Annotated in this window: 13 protein-coding genes; 7 read left to right on the top strand and 6 right to left on the bottom strand. The window is 70.5% G+C overall.

Annotated features, from left to right (window positions below):
• The first annotated feature begins 44 nt into the window (after nucleotides 1-44).
• Together IEZ03_RS16585 and IEZ03_RS16580 are read left to right on the top strand one after the other, a co-directional pair.
• Complete coding sequence (locus IEZ03_RS16585) at nucleotides 45-374, top strand: hypothetical protein (RefSeq protein ID WP_184883538.1); 330 nt, start codon at nucleotides 45-47, stop codon at nucleotides 372-374.
• Nucleotides 364-1,005 carry a nucleotidyl transferase AbiEii/AbiGii toxin family protein gene (locus tag IEZ03_RS16580; protein WP_184883540.1) on the top strand — a complete coding sequence of 214 codons (642 nt, stop codon included), beginning with the start codon at nucleotides 364-366 and terminating at the stop codon, nucleotides 1,003-1,005. Before IEZ03_RS16585 ends, IEZ03_RS16580 begins: the two co-directional genes overlap by 11 nt.
• A 398-nt stretch (nucleotides 1,006-1,403) precedes the next feature.
• On the opposite strand, the gene IEZ03_RS38845 is transcribed toward IEZ03_RS16580, so the two are convergent.
• From IEZ03_RS38845 to IEZ03_RS16550, 6 genes are all read right to left on the bottom strand, one after another.
• Complete coding sequence (locus IEZ03_RS38845; protein ID WP_184883542.1) at nucleotides 1,404-2,012, bottom strand: IS3 family transposase; 609 nt, start codon at nucleotides 2,010-2,012, stop codon at nucleotides 1,404-1,406.
• A gap of 388 nt (nucleotides 2,013-2,400) precedes the next feature.
• Nucleotides 2,401-3,411: an ABC transporter ATP-binding protein gene (locus IEZ03_RS16570; RefSeq protein WP_184883543.1), complete on the bottom strand. Its 1,011-nt coding sequence runs from the start codon at nucleotides 3,409-3,411 to the stop codon at nucleotides 2,401-2,403.
• 2 nt (nucleotides 3,412-3,413) lie between these two features.
• Complete coding sequence (locus tag IEZ03_RS16565; RefSeq protein ID WP_184883546.1) at nucleotides 3,414-4,565, bottom strand: ABC transporter ATP-binding protein; 1,152 nt, start codon at nucleotides 4,563-4,565, stop codon at nucleotides 3,414-3,416.
• Nucleotides 4,562-5,449 (bottom strand): ABC transporter permease, encoded by an 888-nt coding sequence (locus IEZ03_RS16560; protein ID WP_184883548.1) that lies wholly within the window; start codon nucleotides 5,447-5,449, stop codon nucleotides 4,562-4,564. The genes IEZ03_RS16565 and IEZ03_RS16560 overlap by 4 nt, the downstream gene beginning before the upstream one ends.
• Nucleotides 5,446-6,426, bottom strand: coding sequence for an ABC transporter permease (locus tag IEZ03_RS16555; RefSeq protein ID WP_184883550.1), 981 nt, complete (start codon nucleotides 6,424-6,426; stop codon nucleotides 5,446-5,448). The genes IEZ03_RS16560 and IEZ03_RS16555 overlap by 4 nt, the downstream gene beginning before the upstream one ends.
• A gap of 5 nt (nucleotides 6,427-6,431) precedes the next feature.
• Nucleotides 6,432-7,247, bottom strand: a complete 816-nt coding sequence (locus IEZ03_RS16550; RefSeq protein ID WP_221480670.1) for a FadR/GntR family transcriptional regulator — start codon at nucleotides 7,245-7,247, stop codon at nucleotides 6,432-6,434.
• A 284-nt stretch (nucleotides 7,248-7,531) separates the two neighbouring features.
• Between IEZ03_RS16550 and IEZ03_RS16545 the strand changes: the two genes are divergently transcribed.
• The 5 genes from IEZ03_RS16545 to IEZ03_RS16525 all read left to right on the top strand — a co-directional run bounded on the left by IEZ03_RS16545 (nucleotide 7,532) and on the right by IEZ03_RS16525 (nucleotide 13,766).
• Nucleotides 7,532-8,869, top strand: coding sequence for an FAS1-like dehydratase domain-containing protein (locus IEZ03_RS16545; protein ID WP_184883552.1), 1,338 nt, complete (start codon nucleotides 7,532-7,534; stop codon nucleotides 8,867-8,869).
• A gap of 5 nt (nucleotides 8,870-8,874) precedes the next feature.
• Nucleotides 8,875-10,443: a class I adenylate-forming enzyme family protein gene (locus IEZ03_RS16540; protein WP_184883554.1), complete on the top strand. Its 1,569-nt coding sequence runs from the start codon at nucleotides 8,875-8,877 to the stop codon at nucleotides 10,441-10,443.
• A 64-nt stretch (nucleotides 10,444-10,507) separates the two neighbouring features.
• Nucleotides 10,508-11,299, top strand: a complete 792-nt coding sequence (locus IEZ03_RS16535; protein WP_184883556.1) for an enoyl-CoA hydratase/isomerase family protein — start codon at nucleotides 10,508-10,510, stop codon at nucleotides 11,297-11,299.
• A 45-nt stretch (nucleotides 11,300-11,344) separates the two neighbouring features.
• Nucleotides 11,345-12,160: an enoyl-CoA hydratase/isomerase family protein gene (locus IEZ03_RS16530; protein ID WP_184883558.1), complete on the top strand. Its 816-nt coding sequence runs from the start codon at nucleotides 11,345-11,347 to the stop codon at nucleotides 12,158-12,160.
• A gap of 40 nt (nucleotides 12,161-12,200) precedes the next feature.
• Complete coding sequence (locus tag IEZ03_RS16525) at nucleotides 12,201-13,766, top strand: ABC transporter substrate-binding protein (protein WP_184883560.1); 1,566 nt, start codon at nucleotides 12,201-12,203, stop codon at nucleotides 13,764-13,766.
• The last annotated feature ends 75 nt before the right edge of the window (nucleotides 13,767-13,841 follow it).

Raw genomic sequence — 13,841 nt, 5'->3', positions numbered from 1 at the left:
ATGAAGAAGGTCCTCCCGGTGGTGGATAGGGCACACTGGTGTGTATGGAGGGGCACGGTGGAGCGCCGTTCAGTTACGCCGAGACCAGGCCGTACGAGGTGGCCGGGTCACTGAGTGAGCTGCAAGGGCCGGAGCACGGGGTCGTGGTGCTTCCGCTGGAGCTGGCGTGGGGTGGGCGAACCGAATTCGACCTCGATGACGACTACGATCGGTCTGCCGTTTACAAGATCGTGTTGGAGGAGGGCGGTGCGGAGCACCAGCGGCAGTTGATCAACGGCCGACTGCTGGTGGAGCACTGGGACGAGATTCTCCCGGCACGTCCAGTCCGAGCCCTGTGGGAACGGCGCTTTCCCCAGCTTCGGCATGCCGCCTGATGGATCGGTTCCAGTTCCGGTTGGTCTGCATGCGCTGGATGTCGTCGGTGACCGAGGTTTCGTGCTGGGCGGTGGGCACGCCGTCCAGATGCACGGCATGGGCGCTCGTCCTTCAGAGGACATCGACCTGTTCTCCTCTCAAAGAGGAAGCCCGGAGCAGGTCGCCGACGACGTCATCGCCGCCTATGCGAGCCAAGGGCTGCGACCCGAAGTGGCCCGGCGCACGCCGGACCTCGTCCAGATGACGGTCACTGACTCTGATGGCAATGCCTGCAAAGTGGATCTCGGGGTGTTCTGGCGGGCTCACGCTCCGGTGATTCTGGAAGTCGGCCCGGTACTGCACCCTGACGATGCCGTGGCCGGCAAGATGGACGCTTTGTTCAACCGGTGGGCACCACGCGACTTCCTGGACATCGATGCGGTCTTGGCTAGCGGACGTTATGACCATGACCACCTCTTGGCCGTGGCCGCGGAGCACAACCCGGGCTTCGACACTGCCTTGTTCGCCGAGTCGCTCTCCTATCTGCACCGCATCCCCGACCGGGACTTCACGGCCTACGGCGTGCCCGTTGCGCAGATCGCAGTAATGAGAGACCGGTTTGCCGACTGGGAACGAATGCTTGCACCGTAGGCAACGACGCGAGCCGCTGCTTGCCGCGCCGTCTTGGCGTTGATGCGGGCATCCCATACTCCGTATGGGCGGTATGTGACTTCTGTGTCGCGGGTTCCTGTAATGAGCATTCTGATGGGCCGACGGGTCACCCAAGGTAATTGGCGGTTAAGGGCCAGGAGCGTGAATCGTGGGAGATCAGAAGTGACTTGATCTTCCTTGAACTGGTGCCACTGGAGCGGAAGGCGGGCTTCTGACCTGGGGTGATGTCTGAACGGCCTGTGCTGCCGGGTTGTCCGATCGTTTTCACACCGAAGAGGTCACTGGTTCGAACCCAGTATCGCCCACATTTCCCCAGCTCAGAGGTCTGCTCTCGAAGAGAGTGGACCTCTTGTCGCTGTTCGGGTCTGCCGAAGTGGTCACATGTTCGTAGTGGCGTCAGTGCAGGTCAGTCTGCCCGTCGATGACTCGGACCGCGCGTGACGGTTCTGTGGGGCAGATCCGGGGCAAGGATCTTGCCCCAGCGAACCTGTGGTCACCGGTTCAGCCTGAGATGGGTCACCCTCCGTGTTGGCGAGACGCCGGCTCCGACCTCGCCCGGGTCCTGGTGCCGACAGCTGCCGGGGGTCGGATCTGACCTGTGCTGGTGACGACAGTTCCGTGTGCAGGCCATCCCCTGGACTTGGATCTTGAATCCCAGGGGTGACCACCTTCGGTGCCACCCCTGCATGACAGGCCCTCCATTGAAGCGCCCCCGGGTTCGGTAGAGGCTCTAGGTTGTGGCTGTGACCTGCAGTTCTGTGTGGCTCTGGCGGTAGTAGAGGGCCTCGTATCCGTCGGGTGGTGTTGTACCAGTCCACGTACTCGCCAATGGCCAGCTCGACGCCGGTCAGGTTCTTCCACGGCCCACACGGTTTGATCAGCTCGGTCTTGAGCCACTCGTCACGGACCGCCCGGGGCGCGGCCGGACGTGACTCGGCGGCGTAGTAGGTGAACGGTGCGATCTTGGTGCCGTGCGCGGACAGCACCCGGCAGATCGGCTCGACCCTGCGGAACGCGTCGATGAACGCGATCAGTATTTGTGTGGCCGGTCGAGCTCGGTCGCGAAGAAAGCGCCGCGGCTTTCAGGATTTCGTTCGCCCGCCGCAACTCGGTGTTCTCTCGCTTGAGCTCCGCTGATTCCTCGGTCGTGGGCGCCGGCTTCGAGCTCGGCCCGCCAGTCGCGCACTGTCTCGGTCGAGGTGACTCCCTGCCTGGCCGCGACGGCCTTCATCGCCGACCACCCACTCGGGTGAACCGGGTGGACCTCGGCCCCAATTCGGACCGCGCACCTGCGCGGCTCAGGGGGATAGGTGGACGGACGTGCCATGACTCGATCTCTCAGGGACGCCTCCATCCGACCCGGGCGGTTCACCTTTACCTCTGGTCAGCGTCAGGTCGTCTCTGATTCCTGTGGTGGCAGGCGACGTAGTGATCTTTGGCGATCTCTTTGAGTACGGGCTCTTCCTTCGTGCAGAGGTCGGTCGCCAGTGGGCATCTGGTGCGGAAGCGGCAGCCTGAGGGCGGGTCGACAGGGGAGGGGATCTCGGTGCCCAGGCCGTATCCGGGAGCCGCCGGCGCCTGACCGAGGCGGGGTATGGAGCCGAGCAGCAGGGTGGTGTAGGGGTGGCTGGGCGCCTCGTACAGGCTCGCGGCGGAGGCCACTTCGCAGATCTTGCCGAGGTACATGACCATGACCCGGTCGCTCACCATCCGCACGACCGCCAGGTCGTGGCTGATGAACAGCATCGACAGGTCCAGTTGTGCCTTGAGGTCGCCGAGCAGATTGAGGATCTGGGCCTGTACCGAGACGTCGAGCGCCGCGACCGGTTCGTCGCAGATGACGACCCGCGGTTCGAGCATGAGCGCGCGGGCGATCGAGACACGCTGGCATTGGCCCCCGGACAGCTCCGACGCGCGGCGTCCTCCCATCGTCTCGGGGTCCAGTCCCACGGAGCGCATGGCGGCGCGGGCCGCGTCTAGCTGCTCCCGGCGGGTGCCCCGTCGCCATATCTGCAGTGGCTCGGCGACTATGTCGAGGACCTCCCGCCACGGGTTGAGGGAGGCGATCGGGTCCTGGAACACCATCTGCAGCCGCGACCGTACCTGGCGCAGGGCGCCGGACCGGAGGACGGTCAGGTCATCGCCTTCGAAGTGCACATGTCCCGCCGTCGGCTTCTCCAGCTGCACGATGGCCTTCGCGGTGGTCGACTTGCCGGAGCCGGACTCGCCGACCAGGGCGAGCGTCTCACCGGGCAGGATGTCGAAGTCGACGCCCGACACGGCGTGGACGCGCTTGCCGCCGCGCAGCGGGAACTCGACGACGAGGTCCTCGGCCCGAAGCACCGCGCCGGCGCTCCGCAGGTGCGCCTTTCCCGTACCCGCCATGGTCAGGCTCCTCTCACGACGTCGGTCTCGGTCACCGCGAGTCCCGCCGCCGTACGCCCGCGCGCGAGGTTGGCGGCGAGGGCCTCCTGCGCTGCGGTCCCGTCCAGCGGCAGGTGGCACCGGTAGCCGCGTCCGCCGGGGGTTGCCGCCAGGGGCGGTTCCGTGGTCAGGCATCGTTCGACGGCGTAGCGACACCTGGACGCGAACCGGCAGCCGGTCACCCGGCGCTCCGGTGGCAGCGGTTCGCCGGGGATCGTGTGGAGACGGGTTCCCGGCGCCTTGTCGACGGTCGGCGTGGATCGCAGGAGCGCCGCGGTGTACGGCATCAGCGGCGCGTCGAGGACCGCCGCGGTCGGGCCGGACTCGACGATCTGGCCGCTGTACATCACGGCGAGTTCGTCCGTCCTGCTCGACACGACCGCGAGGTCGTGGCTGACCAGGATCATCGCCATGCCGCGCCGGGACTGGTGCAGGCTGAGCAGGTCGAGGACCTGGGCCTGGACGGTGACGTCCAGTGCGGTGGTCGGCTCGTCGGCGAGCAGAAGGTCCGGGGCGCAGGCGATGGCGATGGCGATGACGATCCGCTGCCGCATCCCGCCGGACATCTCGTGCGGGTACTGGCGGAGCCGCCGGGCGGGCTCGGGGATCGCCACGCTCTCCAGGAGCCGGAGCGCGCGGTCCTGGGCCTCATCGGGGGAGAGGGGAAGGTGCTCGCGGAGGGCCTCGGTGATCTGGAATCCGATCCGGTGGTTGGGGTGGAGCGTCGTCATGGGGTCCTGGAACACCATCGCGATGCGGTCGCCCCAGATCTTGCGCATCCGGGCGTTGGACGCGGTGAGGAGTTCCTCGCCGTCGAACCGGACGCTGCCCTCGTGCCGCACGCCGCGGGACCGCAGCAGCCGCATGATCGACCGGACCAGGACGGATTTGCCCGATCCCGATTCACCGACCACGCCGAGCGTCCGGCCTTGGGGGAGCACGAGGCCGGCGTTCCGGAGTGCGAGGACGGGGCCGCCGGGGGTGGCGAACTCCGTCGCGAGGTCGTCGACCACGAGCAGCGGGGCGGACGTGCCGGAAGGCCGCCCGTCCGGCGCCGTCTGCTCGGGGGGCCGGTGTCCGAGGGCCGGTGTTGATCGCCGGCTGAGCCGTTTCATGGGTTCCCCTGCCGCGACGACCGGCCCAGCACGCCGAGTGAGAGCACGGTGATGAACAGGATCGCCGCCGGGACGAGCACGAGGTACGGCGCCTGATCGAGTGACGACTGCCCGTCCGAGATCATTCCGCCCCAGGTCGGGGTCGGCGGCGGGACGCCGAGTCCTAGGTAGCTGACCGACGCCTCCGCGACGACCAGGCTGGCGAGCACGACGACCGAATAGGCGATCACCGGGCGCAGCACCGCGGGCAGGATCTCCCGGACGAGGATCCGGAACTGCCCCGCGCCCATCACCTGGGCCGCCTGCACGTGGGGCCGGCCGTGGACGGTCCGCGTCGTGCCGCGGGCGAGCCGGGCGAACGACGGCATGGCGTACAGGGCGAGGCCGAGCACCAGCGGGGTGAGGCCCGCGCCCATCGTGGCGCCGAGTGCCAGCAGGAGGACGACCCCGGGCACGGCGAGGAGGCTGTCGGTCAGCGCGCCGAGGACGAAGTCGGAGGCCGGCCGGACGGCCGAGAGCATCCCCATCGCGACGCCGGCCGCCATCCCGAAGACGGTCGCCAGGACGCCGATGAGCAGCGAGACCTGGGCGCCGTGCGCGAGGCGCGAGAGCACGCTCCGCCCCAGCCGGTCCGTGCCGAGGAACTCCGGCCAGGCGCCGAACGGCGCGGACTCGGCCGGCGCGATGTTGACGGTCGGGTCGGCGAGCGGAAGGACGTCCGCCAGCAGTGCCACCGAGATGACCAAGGCCAGCCATGCCCCGGCGAGCCACACGCCCACCCGGCGGCGTCCCTTCGGCCGGGTGCGCGCCGGCGCTCGCCCGTCAAGGCCCGGTTCCGCGGGCAGCACCGGGGGCGGCCCGGCTCCGTCGATCTTGGATTTCATTCTGCTGCAACTCTCGGATCGAGCTTCACCAGGAGGAGGTCGACGGCGAAGTTCGCGACGACGTAGATCAGGGCGATGAACGCCACGAGGCCCTGCATGAGGAGGAGGTCGTTCGAGCGGATCGCGGTGATGAGGAGGGAGCCGAGGCCGGGCAGGTTGAAGACGAATTCGATCACGATGGCGCCGCCGAACAGCCGGGCGAGCGCCAGCCCCAGCAGGGTGGTGGTCGAGATCGACGAGGGGCGCAGGACGTGCCGGAACAGCAGCCGGGCGGTGCCGATGCCCTTCGCGCGGGCGAGCGCGATGTAGTCGTTCTCGAGCGTCGCGACCGCGTCGGCGCGCAGGATCGGCGTGATGATCGCGATCTCGACCAGCGCGAGCGACAGTGCCGGCAGGAAGGCCGCGGAGAGGTTGCCCGGCACGCTCTCGTCCAGGTAGGTCCAGTTGCTGGCCGGGAACCAGCCCGTCCCGATCGCGAAGGCCAGGACCAGGACGAGGCCGATGACGAAGCTGGGCACGGCGATGAGCGCCGAGGTCATCGCGTTGATCGCCCGGTCGGCCCACGAGCCGGACCGGTAGGCGGCGTACAGCCCGAGCGGGACGGCGACGAGGACGGTGAACAGCATCGCCAGCACCGTGAGCTCGATCGTCACCGGCAGCCGCTCCGCGATCAGCGTGGTGACCGGCCGGCGGGTCGAGTACGACTCGCCGAGATCCCCGGTGACCACGGACGCCGTCCATTCCCACCAGCGCTGCAGTATCGGCTGGTCGAAGCCGTACTGCTCGCGCACGGCGGCGATGACCGCGTCGCTCGCCGTCTCCCCGGCGATGGCGACCGCCGGATCGCCCGGAACCAGGTCGATGAGCAGCGAGGTCCCGAGCGTCACGATGAGCAGGACCGCGGCGAGCCGGGCGACCCGGAACGCGAGCAGCCGGGCCGACCGCGGCGCCGCGATGCTCCGGAGACCGTTCTTCATGCCGGTCAGCCGATCCCGGGTGGTTCCGCCTGGTCGTGCGCCCGTCCGGCCGCGGCGCCGCCGCCGGCGGGACGCGGCACCGAGGGCCCGGCGTCGACGAGGTAGTCGTGCACGGCCTCGATGTGCCTGCGCGTGCGGTGCAGCGCGAGTGCCAGGTCGCCCGCGACGATGGACTCCACGATGGCGCGGTGGGCCTGCTTGGACTCCTTCACCTTCGCCTCGCGGTCCCCGGCGCCGTGGTCCGCGCCGCCGGCGCCGCCCATGCGCCACTCGGTCAGGTTGACGAGCACGTCGATGAAGAGGGCGAGGGCGGGATTGCCGGACATCTCGGCGAGGACGCGGTGGACGTCGTGCGAGTGGTGCCCCGGCTCCGTGCTGGTCTCCTCCGCCTGGAGCGCCGCGCGGAGCCGGTCGACCCCGGCCTCGTCGAGCTTCTGAACCGTGCGTTCGACGGCGTGGAGTTCGAGGCTGAGCCGCGCCTCCAGGAGGTTGGAGACGGATACGTCCTCGTAGTCGAGATAGAGCATCGCGGCCCGGATGAGCGCGGTGGCGTCGGGCGCGCTGACGACGAGGCCGCCGCCCGGCCCGCTGCGCATCTTCACGACGCGGTGGTGTTCGAGGATCCGCACGGCCTCCCGGAAGATCCCGCGGCTGACCCCGTACCGCTCGATGAGCTCCGGCTCGGTTCCGATCAGCTCGCCGATCGGCCACCGGGCCCGCATGATCTCCCGCTCGATCTTGCCCGCCAGCTGCTCGGCGCGCTTGCTGGCCGGACGGGCGGCGGCGTCCATGGCCGGGCCGTCACCACTTCGGGGCTTCACGGCGCTCCCTTCCCGACCGGAGTCCAGCGGGGCCGCTTTCCAACGCCCGAAGGGCTTCTAGGATCCTCATAACGCGCAATCCTCAACGCTGACCGTGGTGGGTGTCAACCTGTCGCGGAGTTCGGACCATCGGCTTGCGGGTCGTTCTTCCTGCTGATGGGTGCGCATCTTGGCGCGGTCGTCCCGCAGGTTTCCGGGATCGGGGTATTGACATCAGACATATCCGCGATCCAGGGTACTAGTGCTCTAGATACCGGACCTGCCGCGATGTCCCGGAGGAACACTTGCCAGACCCAGACTTCGGACGGATCACCGACGAGCGGGTGCGCCGGCTGCGAGACCGGATAGGTGTCGACCTCGACCCGGCGAACTTCGAACCTCCGGACGAGGATCCCGCCGGGTGGCGGCCCGCCCCGACGGGCTTCAACCACGAGGTCACCGCGGACGGCGTCCGTCACTTCGTCAACGGCTACGGCGATGACGACCCTCTGTACTGCGACCCCGAGTACGCCGCCGGGACGCCCTGGCGCGGGCTGATCGCCCCGCCCACGTTCGTGTGGTCGATGTACCTGCCGCCCCGCGACGACGACATCACCTACGGCGGCGGGGACGAACCGCCGCGCCGGCTCAAGCCCGGGACCCGGGAGCGGTTCCGGGGAGACCCCCTGCGCGGTACTGGCGCCCTCCAATCCCGACTGGAGTACGAGTTCTACCGGCCGCTGCGAGCCGGTGACCAGCTGTTCGCGAAACGGTCGCTGCTCGCCGTGGACGAGAAGGAGAGCAGCTGGGGCGGCCGCGCCGTCCACGTCACCTGGGGCCTGGTCACTTGGAACCAGCGGCGCGAGCTCGTCCACCTCCAGCGCGGCACCTGGGTCAAGACCGAGCGGCGCGAGGTCAGGAACGGCGCCGCGGGCGGCCGCAAGCGGGTGCAGCCGCCCGCCGACCCGTACACCGCCGAGCAGCTCGCGGAGATCGACGCGGCCTACGCGGCGGAGGAACGGCGCGGCGCCGAGGTCCGCTACTGGGAGGACGTAGAGGTCGGGGAGGAACTGCCGGGCAGGGTCAAGGGGCCGCTGCGGCTCACCGACGTCATCCTCTGGCACGCGGGCTTCGGGCAGGCGTTCCCGACCTACGCATTCCGGCTCGCCTACGAGAAGCGGAAGCAGACGCCTGGGCTCTACACGCCGAACGAGTACAACGTGCCGGACATCGTCCAGCGCATGCACTGGGACGCGGAGTGGGCCCGCAAGGTCGGTGCGGCCGAGCGGTACGACTACGGCGCGCTCCGCGAGACGTGGCTGTGCCAGCTCGTCACCGACTGGGCGGGCGACGCCTCGTACATCACGTCGCTGGAGGCCGAGCACCGCCGGTTCAACTACGTCGGCGACACGACATGGCTGCGGGGCAGGGTCGTCGGGAAGACCCGCGAGGGCGGCCTGCCGCGCGTGCAGCTGTCGGTCTGGTGCGAGAACCAGCGCGGGGAGGTGACCTCGCCCGCCACCGCGACGGTCGCGCTGCCCAGCCGCGGCGACGGTGACCTGGCCATGCCCGCGCCGCCCGCGGACGACCCGCTCGATCTCCTCCGGCTGGAGATCGACCGGCTGAAGAGCACCGGAGCTTGAGCGGCATGGCGACAGAGACCTCCACCGGCCACGAGACCGCCGACCACGAGACGGCGGGCATTGCCCGGCTGCGGGCCGTCCTGGACCCGGCGCTCGACGTTCCCGGCGTCCTCACCGGCTCCGACTGGACCACCTGGGGCCAGCTCGGGCGCTGCGCGGAGTCGATCGCCGCCCGCCTCGACGAGATCGGCGCCGGGGCCGGGTGCCCGGTCGTCCTCGTCCTGCGGAACCGGCCATCGGGCGTCGCGGCGCTCCTCGGGACGCTCGCGCACGGGCGCGTCCCGGTGCTCGCGTCATCCCTCCACCCCGCGCCGCAGATCCGTGCCATCGCCGTGTCCGCCGGGGCCGGCGCGGTCGTCCTGGACGAAGAGGACCATGCCGCCGGCCTGGACCGCGAGCTCGCGGCCGAGGGGGTCGGCTCCGTCGTCATCCCCTCCGGCTCGGGCGAGGCCGTGGTGAGCGCGCGGACGGTCGCCGCGGCATCGGAACCGGCCGAGCGGCGGGCGAGCGCCGCGATCGGCGGCGGGGTCGCCATGATCGTGCCCACGAGCGGTACCACGGGCGCTCCCAAGCAGATCCCCGTGCGGTGGGAGCAGATCCCGTTCGACCCGGCGGCCCCGATACGCCGGCCCCACGATCCCGCGCAGCGCCCGCCGGTCGTCCAGGCGCTGTCGATGGCGACCATCACCGGCGTGCGGGGCGTCTTGGCGGCGGTGGCGAGGGAACGTTCCATCGCGCTGCTGGAGCGGGTCGACGTCGAGGAGTGGACGAAGCTGGTGGAGCGCTTCGGCGTCAGGCGCACCGGACTGCCGCCCGCGGCGATGCGGATGATGCTGGACGCGAAGGTGCCGCCCCGGCGGCTGCTTGGCATGGAGGCGTGGCTCACCGGGTCCGCGCCGCTGGAGCCGGGGCTCCAGCGGGAGTTCGAGGAGTACTTCGGCGTGCCGGTCCTGGTCGCCTACGGGTCCACCGAACTCGGCGGGTCGGTGGCCGGCTGGACGCTCGGCCTCCACCGCGAATGGCGCGACCGGAAGCTCGGGTCGGTCGGCCGCGCCCGCGCCGGCGTCCGGCTCCGGATCGTGGACGAGTCGACCGGTGAGCCGGTGCCGGAAGGCGAGCCCGGGATCCTGACGGTCCGTTCCCCGGCCACCGCGGGGACCGGTGACGGCTGGTTCCGGACGAGCGACCGCGCCCGCATCGACGCCGACGGGTTCCTGTTCATCCTGGAACGGGCCGACGACGTCGTCATCCGGGGCGGATTCAAGGTGTCGCTCGGCGAGCTGGAGGACCTGTTCCGCCGGCATCCGGCGGTCCTCGACGCGGGCGCGGTCGGCCTCCCCGACGAGCGCCTGGGCCGGCTTCCCGCCGTCGGGGTCGTGCTGGGCCGGGAGACGTCGGTGACGGCGGACGACCTGCGCGCGTGGGCCATCGAGCGGACCGCCCGGTACAAGGTGCCGCGGATCGCGGTCGTCCCGAGCCTGCCCATGGGGGCGTCGCACAAGGTCGACCGGACCAAGCTGGCCGCCGTCCTCGGACCGCTGGTCGGCCCGGATGCCGCCGAGGGAGGGGCGTGACCATGCGTTTCCATTCGAGGTCCACGCCGGCGAACCCGGTCGGCCGCCGGGCGGTGGGCGCCGTATGAGCACCGTGGTGACCGAGCGCGACGGCCGCGTCCTCGTGGCGAGACTGAACCGGCCCGACGTCCTGAACGCCTTCGACCCCGAGATGACGGACCGCCTCGCGCGCGTGGTGGACGAGGCGGAGTCCGACCCCGGCGTCCACGTCCTGACGATCACCGGGACGGGCCGGGCCTTCTCGGCGGGCCACGACCTGTCGGCTCCTCCCGATCCCGGCCGCGAGTTCGGCACCGCCGCGATGTTCAAGAAGCTGACCCTGTTCCCCAAGCCGCTCGTCCTCGCGATCAACGGCCTCGCCGTCGGCCTCGGCGTGACGCTGACCTCGTTCGCGGACGTCGCCGTCATCGCCGACGACGCGCGGTTGCGCTGCCCGTTCGTCGGGATGGGCCTGACGGCCGAGGCCGGGAGCACCTACCAGCTCACCCGGCTCCTCGGGCCGCAGCGCGCGGCGTGGTTCCTGATGTCCGGCGCCTGGCTGTCGGCACGCGAGAGCGTCGAGGCGGGGCTGGCCATGGAGTGCGTGCCCGGCGGCCGTGTCCTCGACCGCGCGCGGGAGATGGCGGGCGTCCTCGCCGCCCAGCCCCTCAACCCCCTCATGGAGACCAAGCGGCTGCTCAACGCCCCGCACCGGGAGGCGCTCATCGCCAGCATCCGGGCGGAGAACGAGGCGGTGATGCGGCTCAGGGAGGCGCCCGCCTACCGGGAGGCCGTCAATGCCTTCCGGGCACGCCGCGAACCCGACTTCAGCGAGGCCAACCTCGCCCGCTACAGCACGGAGGACGAGGACCGATGAGGCACATGCGGCCGCGCAGGCCGAGCCCAGGGAGGGGCACGTTCGATGGACGAGAGTGAAAGCGGGCAGGGGCCGTCGGTCCTGGTGACCAGCGAAGGCCACATCGGCTTCATCACCTTGAACAGGCCGGAGAAGCTCAACGCACTGAGCCCGGACGTGTTCGCGGGGCTGGAGGCGGCGTGGCGGCGCTTCGACGCGGACCCGGCGATCCGCGTCGTCGTCTTCACCGGGACGGGCCGCGGGTTCTGCGCCGGCGCGGACATGGTGGCCCCGTCGGTGACCGGCCGCGACCGGCCGGAGCGGGACGGCCACGTGGACATGCCGAAGTTCACCGCCCGCCACCTCGGCTGCCACAAGCCGGTGATCACCGCGGTGAACGGCGTGTGCGCGAGCGCGGGGCTGCACTTCGTCGTGGACTCCACCGTCGTGATCGCCAGCGACCGGGCGACCTTCCTCGACACCCACGCGAACCTGGGGCAGGTCGTCGCGCTCGAGCCGATCGGCCTCGCCCGCAAGATGCCGCTGGGCGCGGTGCTCCGGATGGTCGCGCTCGGGAGGGCGGAGCGGATGAGCGCGCAGCGGGCGTACGAACTCGGGATGGTCAGCGAGGTGGTTCCCCACGAGAACCTCGCCGACCGGGCGCGGGAACTCGCCGCGATGGTCGCCGAGCTGTCCCCGACGACGCTGCAGCGCTCCCTGCGCGTCATCTGGGAAAGCCTCGACCTCGGGCTCGCCGAGGCCGAGGAACGCGGGTGGCGGATGGTCCAGGACCACTACGGACACCCCGACAACGTCGAGGGCCCCCGGGCGTTCGCGGAGAAGCGGACGCCCGACTGGGTCGATCCACCAGAGCGTGTGTGACCGATCGATGTCCGAACCCACCCCGCAAGGACGGTCTCCGATGATCAGACGGATCCATTTCAAGTCGGGCAGGCCGTGGTCGCCGGCGGCGCTGCTCGTGGCCATCACTGTCCTGGCCGCGGCCGCGTGTTCCCCGGGGAACACGGCGGCGGCCAAGAAGGACAGCATCGAGTACCTCAGCGTCGTCCAGGCCGACGTCCCCGCTCTCGACCCCGCGCAGGGGTCGACGAGCGGCCAGACCTCCGGGCCGCTGTGGATCGCGCTGTACGACACCCTCGTCAACATCACCCCGGACGGCCGGATCGAGCCGAGGCTGGCGAACGAGGTGACCTCCAACGACGACGCGACCGTCTGGACCGTCAAGCTCCGTCCAGGCCTCACCTTCGCGGACGACACGCCGCTCAACGGCGAAGCCGTCGCCGCGCACTGGCGGCGGCTGGCCGAGCCCGAGGTCGCCTCGCCGGCGCAGGGCGACGCGGCGGCGCTCAAGGACATCAAGGTCGCCGACGACCAGACGGTCGTCGTCACCCTGGACGAGGCGGACGCGCACTGGCCCACCCGGCTCGCCTCCTCGGCGCTGGCCCTGATCCCGTCGCCGGCGGCGGTGAAGCAGCATGGGAAGCAGTACGGCACGAGCCCGGAGACGACGGTCGGCGCGGGCCCGTTCCGGGTGAAGTCCTGGCAGCGCGACGACCGTGTCGTCCTCGTCCGCAACGAGGACTACTGGAACTCCGCGCAGGTCGCGCTCAAGGAGATCGTGTACCGGATCATGCCGGACCCGTCGCTGCGGAGTAAGACGTTCGCCTCGGGCACGGGCGACGTCAACGCCGTGCAGACCGCGGGCGACGACCTGGTGAAACTGCGGAAGGAGCACGACGAGACCGCGTGGGAGTCGGTGGGCGGGCTCTCGATCGCCTTCAACGTCCGGGACGGCCACCCGACCAGCAGCCGGACCCTCCGCGAGGCGCTCGTCGCCGCCGTGGACATCGAACCGACGCTGCAGCGCGCCGTGCCCGGTGCCGAGCCGGTCCGCAGCCTCTTCATCGACTCCTCGCCCTTCAGCGCCCCGGTCGAGATGCCGTTCGGCGACAAGGCCCGCGCCCAGGAACTGGTCGACGGCTACCTCGCCGAGTCCGGGAAATCGTCGGTCAGCCTCACCTGGGTGGTGAACCAGCAGTTCAGCACCTTCGCGCAAGCGTTCAAGCAGGAATGGGACAAGATCAAGGGGCTGGACGTCCGAATCGAGGTCGTGCAGTCCGTCCTCGACCGCAACCGCAGCCGCGACTTCGACCTGACGATGTCCGGCTTCGGCGGCGGGACGCCCCGGGTCCTGGTCGACCTGCTGCTGTCGACGGAGAAGGCGACCAACCTCACCGGGATCTCCGACTCCGAACTCGACGACGCGCTCGGCCGCTACCTCACCGCGGACGGCCGCGAGGCCCAGCGGGCGTCCCTGGAGCAGGTCCAGAAGCGGCTGGTGGCGGAGCTGCCCTACCTGTGGGCGCACCGGCTGATCGCGAGCTACTTCGCACGCGACGGGATCAGCGGGCTCAAGATCCTGACCGACGGATCACTGGACTTCGCCTCGCTCAAGGCGGGCGAGTAGTGCACGTCGCGACACTGGTGAGCGGCTGCCGCGCCCGGAGGCCACGACGGCTCCGGGCCGGCACCCCCGCCCGCC

This window comes from Actinomadura livida (assembly GCF_014648675.1).
GTDB lineage: Bacteria > Actinomycetota > Actinomycetes > Streptosporangiales > Streptosporangiaceae > Spirillospora > Spirillospora livida.
The sequence above is the reverse complement of the archived record's forward strand: the minus strand, read 5'-3'. Positions and strand labels throughout refer to the sequence as shown.

Coding starts and splice junctions, on each gene's coding strand:
- IEZ03_RS16535 (WP_184883556.1), top strand. CDS start 10,508: ATGAGCACCGTGGTGACCGAGCGCGACGGCCGCGTCCTCGTGGCGAGA.
- IEZ03_RS16570 (WP_184883543.1), bottom strand. CDS start 3,411: ATGGCGGGTACGGGAAAGGCGCACCTGCGGAGCGCCGGCGCGGTGCTT.
- IEZ03_RS16580 (WP_184883540.1), top strand. CDS start 364: ATGCCGCCTGATGGATCGGTTCCAGTTCCGGTTGGTCTGCATGCGCTG.
- IEZ03_RS16530 (WP_184883558.1), top strand. CDS start 11,345: ATGGACGAGAGTGAAAGCGGGCAGGGGCCGTCGGTCCTGGTGACCAGC.
- IEZ03_RS16555 (WP_184883550.1), bottom strand. CDS start 6,426: ATGAAGAACGGTCTCCGGAGCATCGCGGCGCCGCGGTCGGCCCGGCTG.
- IEZ03_RS16525 (WP_184883560.1), top strand. CDS start 12,201: ATGATCAGACGGATCCATTTCAAGTCGGGCAGGCCGTGGTCGCCGGCG.
- IEZ03_RS16565 (WP_184883546.1), bottom strand. CDS start 4,565: ATGAAACGGCTCAGCCGGCGATCAACACCGGCCCTCGGACACCGGCCC.
- IEZ03_RS16560 (WP_184883548.1), bottom strand. CDS start 5,449: ATGAAATCCAAGATCGACGGAGCCGGGCCGCCCCCGGTGCTGCCCGCG.
- IEZ03_RS16540 (WP_184883554.1), top strand. CDS start 8,875: ATGGCGACAGAGACCTCCACCGGCCACGAGACCGCCGACCACGAGACG.
- IEZ03_RS16585 (WP_184883538.1), top strand. CDS start 45: ATGGAGGGGCACGGTGGAGCGCCGTTCAGTTACGCCGAGACCAGGCCG.